Annotated in this window: 10 protein-coding genes; 2 read left to right on the top strand and 8 right to left on the bottom strand. The window is 39.0% G+C overall.

What is annotated here, in order from left to right; translation table 11 throughout:
• The first annotated feature begins 60 nt into the window (after window positions 1-60).
• Window positions 61-495 carry a YbaN family protein gene (locus tag M3183_RS16510; RefSeq protein WP_251471483.1) on the top strand — a complete coding sequence of 145 codons (435 nt, stop codon included), beginning with the start codon at window positions 61-63 and terminating at the stop codon, window positions 493-495.
• A gap of 51 nt (window positions 496-546) precedes the next feature.
• On the opposite strand, the gene M3183_RS16505 is transcribed toward M3183_RS16510, so the two are convergent.
• The 8 genes from M3183_RS16505 to M3183_RS16470 all read right to left on the bottom strand — a co-directional run bounded on the left by M3183_RS16505 (window position 547) and on the right by M3183_RS16470 (window position 10,794).
• Window positions 547-999, bottom strand: coding sequence for a DUF2269 family protein (locus tag M3183_RS16505; RefSeq protein ID WP_251471481.1), 453 nt, complete (start codon window positions 997-999; stop codon window positions 547-549).
• 200 nt (window positions 1,000-1,199) lie between these two features.
• The gene (locus M3183_RS16500; RefSeq protein ID WP_251471480.1) at window positions 1,200-2,435 is read right to left on the bottom strand and encodes an MFS transporter; all 1,236 of its coding nucleotides are present in this window, start codon (window positions 2,433-2,435) and stop codon (window positions 1,200-1,202) included.
• Between the two features lie 273 nt (window positions 2,436-2,708).
• The gene (locus M3183_RS16495) at window positions 2,709-4,106 is read right to left on the bottom strand and encodes a sigma-54 interaction domain-containing protein (protein ID WP_251471478.1); all 1,398 of its coding nucleotides are present in this window, start codon (window positions 4,104-4,106) and stop codon (window positions 2,709-2,711) included.
• A gap of 42 nt (window positions 4,107-4,148) precedes the next feature.
• On the bottom strand, window positions 4,149-5,672 hold the full coding sequence (locus M3183_RS16490) for a sigma 54-interacting transcriptional regulator (RefSeq protein WP_251471472.1): 1,524 nt from the start codon (window positions 5,670-5,672) through the stop codon (window positions 4,149-4,151).
• 226 nt (window positions 5,673-5,898) lie between these two features.
• Window positions 5,899-6,747 (bottom strand): R2-like ligand-binding oxidase, encoded by an 849-nt coding sequence (locus M3183_RS16485; protein ID WP_251471467.1) that lies wholly within the window; start codon window positions 6,745-6,747, stop codon window positions 5,899-5,901.
• 61 nt (window positions 6,748-6,808) lie between these two features.
• Window positions 6,809-7,960, bottom strand: a complete 1,152-nt coding sequence (locus M3183_RS16480) for an iron-containing alcohol dehydrogenase family protein (protein WP_251471465.1) — start codon at window positions 7,958-7,960, stop codon at window positions 6,809-6,811.
• A 15-nt stretch (window positions 7,961-7,975) separates the two neighbouring features.
• Window positions 7,976-9,433, bottom strand: coding sequence for an aldehyde dehydrogenase family protein (locus M3183_RS16475; protein ID WP_251471463.1), 1,458 nt, complete (start codon window positions 9,431-9,433; stop codon window positions 7,976-7,978).
• Between the two features lie 20 nt (window positions 9,434-9,453).
• Window positions 9,454-10,794: an MFS transporter gene (locus tag M3183_RS16470; RefSeq protein WP_251471461.1), complete on the bottom strand. Its 1,341-nt coding sequence runs from the start codon at window positions 10,792-10,794 to the stop codon at window positions 9,454-9,456.
• A 293-nt stretch (window positions 10,795-11,087) separates the two neighbouring features.
• On the opposite strand from M3183_RS16470, the gene M3183_RS16465 reads away from it, so the two are divergent.
• On the top strand, window positions 11,088-11,493 hold a 406-nt coding region (locus M3183_RS16465), incomplete at its 3' end, for a transposase (RefSeq protein WP_251471460.1).

Here is an 11,493-nt window from a genome sequence, read left to right as displayed (position 1 = left end):
GTTTAAAAATGAAATCTGAAGCTTACCATACTTTTTCATAAATGAAATAATCATGCTATAATGGATGAAAACTGGAATTTCCCTTGGGGGGCGGTTGAAATATCAAAGATTGCAAAAATCTTCTATATCATGTGTGGTTTTATTGCTTTAGCCGCTGGTGTCCTGGGCATCATTCTTCCTTTGATCCCTACAACACCACTTTTACTGCTGGCCTCTTTTTGCTTTGTGAAAGGGTCGGAACGGTTTGAGCGATGGTTTAAGGGGACAAAAATTTATAAACGTCATTTGGAATCTTTTGTGAAAGAACGAGCAATGACCTTAAAGCAGAAGCTGACAATCCTCCTGTTTGCGGATACAATGATTTTAATAGCCTTTATCTTGGTTAATAACTGGATTGCAAGAATCGTACTGATTCTTATCGTTTTATATAAATATTATTACTTTATTTATAAAATAAAGACGATCCCTGTCAATTACTCAAACACGAGCATTTAAAGGACAAAAAAACTTGGGCATGCCCAAGTTTTTTCATTCAGAAATAATAAATTAAAAAGGTTTGGTAATCATAAGCGCTATAATAATTAGGAAAATACCATTTTCAATATGTTCGGTTAGGAAAAGCTGCTTTGCTAAGCGTTTGTATTCATAAGGAATTTCTTCCCCTTTATGATTTTCTAAAAGAGTTTTAATCGGCTTAGATCTAGGTGATAATGCCAGCGGACCCATGGCAAGGGCAACTAAGTAAAGTATCAGACTCGTGACATACCACCCCATATGGAAAAGTGCAGTATTCAGGGTACCCATCAGTAAACCGGTAATGAGTAATAATACACCGCCAATCATCACATAAATATGCAGTTTATGTCTAATTGCATAAGAATGCCTCAACTCGCTCATTGTATCCCCCGATTTTACCACTGTTGTCAAAATAAACCCCGGCCCCATGCCTATAATCGCAGAAAAAATATGGATGAAAACTAGAATCTGATAGAAAGTCATCTCGCATGCCACCTTCCAGTCTTTACAACAACTAATTCTACCATAAACCATTTCCCCAAGATAATAACTTCGTCACACTCACAGCGTTATTTTCTGTAAAAATAAAATGAAAACGGACAAACAGTTTATAAACTACTTATAAAAGCCTGATATTTTGACATTAAAAAAAGGACTTGAGTCCAAGTCCTTTTCCAAACTTTTTAAACCCCTTCACTCTTCTGAAGAACTGCTTTCTTCTTAAACAGCGGAACAATGAACAGGATTCCAACGATGAATAACAAAGCAGTGGTTTCATACATTGCCACAAGAGAAAATGTTTTCTTCAGCCAGCCGCTAGCTGTCATCATGATCACCATAGTCCCCATAAAAATCGGGCTTAAGATTCCATTTACCCGGCCGATAAAGGCTGCTTCTGTATTCTTCAAAATCATCGTATTGATCCCAATTTGTATCGCCGGGTTAAACAATCCGCAGAAGAATTCTGCAGCCATTGTAATCCAGAAAAGTTTGGAAACCCCCATGACAAAAAATCCGATGGCACATGCCGACATACCAAGTGCCAATAAGATTTGCGGCGAAAGCTTTTTTGAAGCGCCAACTGTTACACCGCCGCCTAAAATCATGCCAATTCCAAATGCCGCCATCAGCCATTGCAGTTGTTCTTTTGGCAGTCCAAGCTGTTCCGTAACTAGAAAAACAGCTAACGGCTGAATCAATCCTAATGCCAGGCCAGCCGCTGCAAAACTGCCGCCTAATAATGTCAGCACCCGGCTTTTTAAAACATACTTCAATCCATCCTTCATTTCTTGTATAACACTCGTTTGTTCTTCCTTCTCTTCTACTTCATAGTCAGCAGGCAATAAAAACAAAATCCCCGCCGAAATGAAGAATGCCACTCCCATCACAGCAATTGACACATCAATGCCAAACTGCTGGTAGACAAAAGTCCCGAGAACCGGTCCAAGTATCATAAACAAAGCAAAAATAGTCTGGTAAATCGACATTCCCATTTGAATCAGTTCTTCCTTCACATGAAGCTTAAACAGCTTCATTCCAGAAGGCTGAGAAAATTGCGATAAAATGGAGGACACAAACGTTGCAAAGAAAATGGCCTTCCAGCTGCCGAAAACAAGTGTCAGAAGCACCACAAAAATGGAGACTGCACTAAGGAAATCACACCAAATCATTGTTCGTTTCGGTTTCCAGCGGTCGGCGAAAGTCCCACCAATAAAGGAGAATAGGAAGATTGGGGCAAACTCTGCCACTGAGATCAAGGACACAGCAACAGGGTTTTCATTTGTCTTCTCTACAACGAACAACAGAATAGAGTAATTTCTTACCCATATACCGATTTGCAAAAATAAGGTTGAGAGCAGCAAAGTCTGGATTACTCTATTCTTAAACAATGCTCCCATGGTCACATTCGCATTTTCCATAAAAAAACCTCCATATCCACTTATCCGGATAGGAGGAAATTCGGCACAAAAAAGACATAGCACACCACAAATGGATGTCCTGCATTTATAAAAAAAGGGCCGAATTTAATCCTATCCAGACTCATACTCGTTTAACCGAATTTTTTCTAACATAGGATTAATTGTTCATCGTCCCTTTAGTCACCCTTTCAAAATAATGTAATTTCATATTACTGGATTTATTTTTGAAATTCAAGGTAATTTTTGTATTTTGTGGTAATGCAGAATTTATTCTTATTGTAGAGTTCCATTTAGATTATGCTTTTTCATTTTTCTGATTAAAGTCGTATGCGAGACTCCTAATTTCTTGGCGGCTTTACGGATGCTTCCTTCCTGTTGAATCATGCTCTCGATTAAATTGATCTCCACCGTTTCAAATAGATTTTTTCCAGACTGCTCCTTCTTTAGCAATTTTGATAAACCCACATCTGCCATTTGCTTTTTGATGGGCAGATCATTAGGTTCTATTACATCGTTTTTCGTGATGAGGACAAGCCTTTCAACAATATTTGATAATTCCCTGATATTTCCGGGCCAATCATAGTCACACAGAATTTCTATAGCCGACCTGGACAGCAGTTTATTTTTATCATATTCCTTATTAAAATTTTGGAGAAAATGGCCAATTAATAGGGGAATATCTTCCTTTCTTTCCCTTAATGGCGGGATTTGAATAGGGATGACATTTATCCGGTAATAAAGATCTTCCCGAAATTCACCTTTTGCAACCATGGATTCTAAATCACGGTTGGTTGCTGCCACAATTCTTACATTTGCTTGAATAACTTTTGTCCCGCCAACTCTTGTAAACTGCTGATCTTGAAGGACCCTTAAAAGTTTCGCTTGAAGCCCCAAAGGGAATTCCCCAATTTCATCTAAAAATAATGTTCCTTGATCTGCCATCTCAAAAAGCCCCTGCTTCCCTTCTTTCCTTGCACCGGTAAATGCTCCGGTATCATAGCCAAAGAATTCGGATTCTAAGAGATCCTTGGGAATGGCCCCGCAATTTACTTTAATAAAAGCACCAGTATCTTTTCGCTTACTAGACTCATGAATTTCTCGTGCTAAAACATCTTTACCAACACCAGATTCGCCTAAAAGAAGGATGATGGAATCAGTCTGTCCAATATGATGAATCAGCTCAATCATTTCATTCATCTGCTGATTGGCCGTGATTATTCCCCGTTTGGAATATTGCTGACGAAGTTCCAAAAGTTCTGAGTAGTATTTGGCGGAAAGCATTTCAATTTCCTCCACCTTCTTTTTCATTTGAATTAACTCCGTTATGTCATGGGTAATCGATAGCATATAACTTAAACGGTTTTCATCATCAAACATGGGGATTGCCGTCACCAATACATTAACTCCATTTTGGTATTGCTGAAAGTCGGTTACTATTTGTTTTTCCTCTAGTGCCTTTAAGGTGACCGACGCCTTTTGAAAGAGGCCGCTGTCTACAATATCCCGTATATTCTTTCCTGTATAGGCTTCTCTTGGCAAGCTGCTCAATTTGACCATAGCCTTATTGACCAGCACAATGTTCCCATCCTGATTCATCAGCAAAATTCCATCATGGAAATTTTCAACGATCTCTCGATATAACTCTAAGTCAGGTTCCATTGTCAATTTCATCTATTCACCTGCCATCGAAAAATTAAAACCAGCTTCCATTCTTTACAGGATCTCCCGTGCATTAATCCCAAACTGTTTCATTTTATTAAGAACCAGTGTATGCGGTACTCCTATGGCCTTCCCGGTTTTTCGAACTGATCCATATTTCCTTAAGGCCTTAATCAACGCTCTCTTTTCTAATCGATTAAACATGTTAACCCCGTCTGCCGGATTTTCCCAATAGTGTTTAAAGATATCCAGATCACCTTTCAAATCATCCTGCGGGATTTTCGATATCTCTCCCATCTTGCGGCATTTACTTAAATGACTTGGCAGGTGATACCTTTCAATAACATCTTCGCGGCAGGTAAGAACCAGCCTTTCTACAATATTGGATAACTCCCTTACATTTCCAGGGTAGTGATATAATAACAATTGATTCTCCGCCTCTTTTGATAAGTGTTTCGTATATTGATATTTTTCATTAAATTGCGCTATAAAATGTCTAAGCAGCGGAATGATATCATTTTTTCTTTCTCTTAATGGCGGAATTCTAAACGGCACAATATTCAGGCGATAATATAGATCAGCTCTAAATGTTCCATTCTCCACCATTTTTTCAAGATTTCGATTAGTTGCAGCGATAATCCTTACATTAACCTTAATCGTTTGTGTCCCGCCTACCCTCCTAATTTCCTGATCCTGAAGAACACGCAGTAATTTCACCTGCATATCTAAAGGCAGTTCACCAATTTCATCGAGGAAAAGAGTTCCATTATCAACCAATTCAAAAACCCCTATTTTCCCCCCTGTTTTAGCGCCCGTAAAAGCCCCCTGTTCATAACCGAACAATTCGGATTCTAATAAATTCTGCGGAATAGCTCCACAGTTGACTTTCATAAAAGAGTCTTTTTTTACACGAAAGCTGTTTTCATGCAGCATTTTTGCTATAACTTCTTTTCCCACCCCAGATTCCCCTAATAAAAGCACGGTAGAACTGCTGGACGCAACATGTTTTACAAGACTAAAAATTTCCTTCATTTCCTGGCTGCATGCAATTATTTTGCTTTTTTCTTTACTATTTTTAAAGTGTTGCTTGGACTTAGATTTATTTGATAAACCAGCTTTACCTATTCCGATTACTTTGTTATTACTAAGCATGATTTCTTGTTCAAATGTTTTATTCTTATGTAATATAAAATCTTCTCCATCTACGCAGAAGAGGTCCTTATCCTGAAGCAGCTGATTCAATTGATTCTGGATATGCTGGCAGAGTTTCTCATTTCTAATACTGCCGCAGTAAATACCATCCTTTACGACAGGAAGAACCTGCGGCGAAAGAGGTAAGCGGTAAAATTCTTGAGAATCGTCGATAATAACGCATTTCTTATCGATGTACTTGTCGATGGATTGATTTGAATCAATCATTAATAAATCCTTAGCATGAATCATTCCAATAAAATGTTGATCAGACAAAACAGGAAGTTCATTTAATTGTGCTGCTTTCATGAACTCAGATACTTTCCAGATTGGATCAGTCCCATGAACTGCAGGAATAGTTTGATCAATCATTTTTGTCCATTCCACGTACATCACCTTTTGATTTAATAGTAGAGCACATCTTTGTAACTTTTAATATACAGAAAATGAAATAAAAAGGTTTCTAAAAATTATTCAAATTTTTGCAATATTTTATTTAAAATTCAAAAGAATCAATATAAAAAAATAAACGCCATTTCTATCATTAGAAATAGCGTTTATGGACCTTAGCAATAACATTATTAAATATCTATCTACATAAATAGTTCTCTTCTTAAATTGAAACTGATACACCCAATATATCTTTAAGCCTGCGCTCAAACAATTTAGTCACTCTATCTCTCCCCCGGACTTCAGGCGGTGTTGGGTACTCTCTTCCATCTACTATGATAGGCTGGTCATATCGGGTCAAGATAAGAGGCAGATATTCATCATACAATGCTCGAATTCGCTTTGCATGTTCCGGTTTACGTGCAAACAGCTTTAGCATACGCAGCCCAAAACCAACATGGCGGCCTTCATCTTCTTTAATTCTAGCATACCCTTCGGCCAGGCCTGGAAATAATCCCTTACTCCCGAAAACTGCATGGAATACATCATAGCCGGACATTGCTTGAACACCTTCAATAATTCCTTGATAATGGGTTAATCCTTCAACCAGTGCCTCTTCACGTTCTTCTTCATCCAATTCAAGAGCAGCCAGCATCTTTTTCGCACGTTCATCAAGCTTCTCCTGAACTGCATTTTTTACTGTAGGAATACGCTCACGGCCAAGTACTTCTTTAAAATAGCGCATGAAAAATTCAGTATGTTTAAATTCCTCAAGCAGCTGAGTACTTAGAAATGCCTGCTGTTCTGTGGAAGAACCTAACATAATCCATGGACAAAACTTTAATGCAACATTTTCCTCTGCGTCGAGAAATCCTGTACAAAAATGGATAAGATACCCTTTTAAATCCTCATCGAGTGTTTCAAAATCTTTCTTATCTTGGCTAAGATCAATCTTTGCAGGATCCCAAGTCCCAAATCGAATTGCTTTTCGATATAAATCCCATGCTACCTCATCTGTTGATTTATCTACACTTGGAATTAGCTCTTCTACATTATTTTGATTTTCGGACAACCTTATTTCCTCCTCACATATAATAGAATTTTAAACCTCTAATAAAGCTTGAAAAAGTATTTTAATAAAGCTGACGAAGCAGTTCTAAAATTTCTTCCACTGACGCACGGCGGGGATTAAATTTCCACATTCCGCTTTTCACAGAATCATCAGCAATTGCTCTAAGCTGATCTTCTTTTACTCCTGCATCCTGCAATCTTTGCGGCAGGCCGACATCATCACGTAATCTCGTAACCTCTTCAACCAATTGGTTGATAATTTTCCAGTTTGGCAGTGAAAGGTCAATATCTTCAAAAACGCTGGCCATTTCCACATACTTATCCGCTCTGGAAATAGAATTATAGCGGATGACTCCAGGCAAAAGAAGACCGATTGCCACCCCGTGACTGACATGAGCATGTCCGCTTAATGCACTCCCGACTGCATGTGTCAAACCAAGGTAAGACTGATTGAACGCCATTCCTGCTAATAGGCTTGCTTCAGCCATCTTGATTCTCGCCTCTATATCCTCTCCATTATAAACAGCGCGGCGAAGGTATCGGCTGATTGTACGCATAGCTGACAGTGCCAATGAATCGCTGGCAGGCTGTGAAATCCGTGATACAAAGGTCTCAGCTCCATGTGCGAAAGCATCGAACCCTGATGCAGCAGTAATTTTAGACGGCACGGTCATTGTCATTTTCGGATCAACAATGCAAATATCTGGTGCAACATATGGGCTTGTTACGGTAATCTTACGGTTCTCTTCCCAATCAGATAAAACGGCAAAAATCGTTACTTCGCTTCCAGTACCAGACGTAGTAGGAATCGCAATAAGCGGTATATTGGAAGCTTCTTTAATTAAATTAACACCTGCGTAATCGCGAATACTCCCGCCATTACTGGTTATCACGCGGACGCTTTTTGCTGTATCAATTGGGCTTCCTCCCCCAATGGCGATTAGTGCATCAGCCTCTTCCCGTTGAAAGACTTGTGCTGCCTTATGAATGGTTTCAACACTTGGATCCGGTTCAACTTCATCAAAAACAACATAGGAAATTTGGCTGTCTTCTAAAATCTTTGTTACATTCTCTATTAACCCTGAATTTAACACCCCTTTGTCTGTTACAATAAAAGCCCGTTTCACGTTAAAGGGCAGGCTGCCGAGAAGATTGATCTTGTTAAAGCCGAAATGAATCTTCGTTGGCAGATGGAACTCAAATGATGGATACATCAGCTATCCCCTCCTCTATTCATCAAATTCGATATTAATATGCTTGGTTTCGGTATATTCTAATAAACCATCAATTCCCCTTGTGCGTCCCAGCCCGCTTTCTTTGTATCCCCCAAACTCAGTCTGAGGGTAATTCTTGTTATAGGTGTTAATCCAAACCGTTCCTGCCTTTACTTTTTTAGCAACCCGCACGGCCCTGCTGACATCTTTTGTCCAGACCCCTGCTGCTAAACCAAAGTTTGTACCATTAGCGAGGGAGATTGCTTCATCCTCATCTTTAAAAACTTGAACAGCCAGTACAGGTCCAAAGATTTCTTCCTGAGCGATTCTTGATTCAATTTGAACATAATCAAAGATAGTTGGTTCAATAAAAAAGCCGTTATCAAACTCTCCACCAGTCAGCCTATTTCCTCCCGTAACAAGCTTTGTCTCCTGTTTGCCAATCTCGCAGTATTCCAAAACTTTTTTCAATTGTTCTTCTGAAATGACTGGGCCCATATCAGTAGATTCATTTAACCCATTTCCTACCTTCAGCTTTTCAGCCTCTTTACGAATTCCCTCCACCACTTCTTCATGGATGGATTCATGAACAATTACTCTTGTCCCTGCAAAGCACATTTGACCTGCGGAAATAAAAGCAGATTTCGCTAAAATGGGAATGGCCTTGTTCAAATCCGCATCCGCAAATAAAATGTTGGGAGATTTCCCGCCTAGTTCAAGCGCGAGTTTTTTTACCTTGTCCGCTGCTTTTTTCATTAAACTTTTCCCAGTTGTCGTGTCCCCTGTAAAACTAATAACATCTACATCTGGATTTGTTGTCATTTCATCTCCAATAAGCCTGCCGGGGCCTGTCACGATATTCACAATTCCAGATGGAAAATCAGCTATTCCTTCAATTAATTCGACAAGTTTAACACTTATAAGCGGCGTGCGGCTTGCAGGCTTTAAAATGACTGCATTTCCGGCAGCGAGTGCAGGAGCAGCTTCTCGTATCATAAGCAGTGCCGGCCAGTTCCAAGGTGAAATAATTCCTACAACCCCAATCGGTTCTTTATCAATAATTCCATACGATGTGGAAGAGAGATTTATTGATCTTCCAAACACACTGCGGGCCATACCTGCAAAATATTTCAGCGTATCAATACAGGCATTTAATTCCATTCGTGCCTCTTTAATGGGTTTTCCGTTCTCGAGTGTCAAAAGTCTGGCAATTTCCTCTTTCTTTTCCTTCAAATTAGAAGCCCATTGCATTAAAGCATCTGAACGCCTTGTAGAATTGGAACGCCAATCCGTGTTTTCAAATGCATTTTTTGCATCCCTTATAGCCAATTTAATATCTGCTAAACCTGACTTTTGTGATTCCCCTACAATTACACCGTCAGCAGGGTTAAATGATGTCATCGTTTCACCAGTTTCAGATTCTTTCCACGTGCCATTAATAAAATTTTTCGTAATCTCTAATTTAGTAAGCACTTCTTTTCCCCCTTCTTATGTTATTTGAGATTTCCTTTAGTCTCCGGAATAACCAAGCTTCCAATAATATAGAGAAGAAATATTCCTATTGCGAAAAATACTAGAGTATTAGGTATATTTTCAATTGCACCGCTCGTCAATGTGACAAAAGTAGGCATCATACCGCCGATTGCAAAACCCATGTTCCATGATAAACCTGTTCCTGTAGAACGAATGACAGTTGGAAAACGTTCATTAAGAAAAATTAGTATTGGTGCATATGCCGCATTCCCCAAAAATACAAGTCCAATAGCATTAAAATAAATAGAAAAAGTAGTAACTGAGTCTGCTAACGCCATATAAAAATATGGAAGACCAATAATATTTATTAAACCAATAAGTAAAAAGGTTTTCTTTCTTCCAATTATTTCACTAATGTGACCAAACAGCAGTGCCGAAATGATGACAACAACACTTGTTGTAATCAAGACCCCCGACAATACATGAGGCGATACTTTATTCACTACTTCCAGAAACGTTGGAATAAAACCGGATGTAAGGTAATAACCTGAACCTCCCCCAATAACGATCATGAGGTTTATAATTAACACACGAGAATATTTTTTAAAGAACATTTTTAGCGGCGACTTCTCTATTTCCACCACATTTGACGGTTTTTCCTTCTCTTCTTCACGTAATTGCTGCCACAATGGAGACTCATTAAGGGTCCTAAAAACAAAAATTCCAGCTGCGGCACCAATGATTCCTGTAAAGAACATCACCCGCCATCCCCACTCTTGAAAAGCCTCACCAGGGAAAATAGCGGAAACAATTGTAAACGTAAGGGAGGCGAACAGCGCCCCTAAACCTGAACCCCCGCCGCCAATTAAACCAGACATTAAACCGCGCCATTTAGGGGCAGCAGATTCGGTTCCAATTGTATGTGTAGAAGCTACAACTCCCCCGACAAAAACCCCTTGAACTAAGCGTAAGGCTAAAAAAATAAAGGTTGCGATTAATCCGATTTGCGGCACTGTTGGCAAAAGCCCAAAAGCAGCTGTACTGATCCCCACTCCTACAACAGCGACAATCATCGCTTTCTTTCTTCCGTTCTTATCAGCAAAAGATCCAAATATTGCTGATCCAAGCGGCCGCATCAGAAGGGTTACAGCAAAAGAAGCATATACCGCAGCTAGAGAAAGTGTTGGGTTGCTTGTTGGAAAAAATAAAGCACTTATCGTTGGAGCAACATAAAGCAGAAGAAAGAGATCATAAAGATCAAAAGACCATCCTAATACAGACGCAATGATAGCGGATCTAAACTGTTTTTTAGTCACAGTTACTTTTTGATGTGATGTCTGAGTGCTTACAGCATTTGACATAAGATTCCCCCCAATTTTTTATCATATTTTGTCATTTTTTTGGATTTTCCCTGCAAATAAATAATCCCTCCTTCAATTTTTACATTCTATATACTTGCAAGTTCTATACCAAAAATGAAAACGCTTTTAACATAACGTTTTTAAAGCTGATGAAAATTAAATTGGAACATATGCCGTTACAACTGGAACTCCTGCAGTTCCAAATAAAAACCCCCCTAAGTGATTTGTTGGTCCAATCAATGATGTGAACCCCCTAAGTTGGACTTAGAAATCCAAACTTAGGGGGTTTTTGTATGGTTAAGTTTTCAAGTGAATTCAGAGAAAAAGTTGTTTTAGATTATTTAACGGGAGGTGGAGGATCGAAATTATTGGCTAAAAAATATAGTATTGGCAGCCATAAAACGATTCTTAAATGGGTAAATCAATACAAGAAATATGGGGATAATGCGTTTAACGTACGGAACAATAAGGACGTTTATAATGGTAACTTTAAGTTAGGAGTATTAGAATGGATGAAGAGTAACAAAGCTTCATTAGCAGAAACTGCTCTCCATTTCAATATTTCCACAGAAAGTACCATCTGGACGTGGGAGAGAAAGTTCGAAGAGCAAGGTGTCGAGGCTTTGTTTAAGCGGAGAGGAAGGCCGAAGCAAATGACAGCCAAGAATAAAAGCAATAAGAAGAAAGTAGAGGAATCCT

It is taken from the genome of Neobacillus mesonae (assembly GCF_023715155.1).
Lineage (GTDB): Bacteria > Bacillota > Bacilli > Bacillales > Cytobacillaceae > Neobacillus > Neobacillus mesonae_A.
This window is presented reverse-complemented; position numbering and strand designations above follow the sequence as displayed.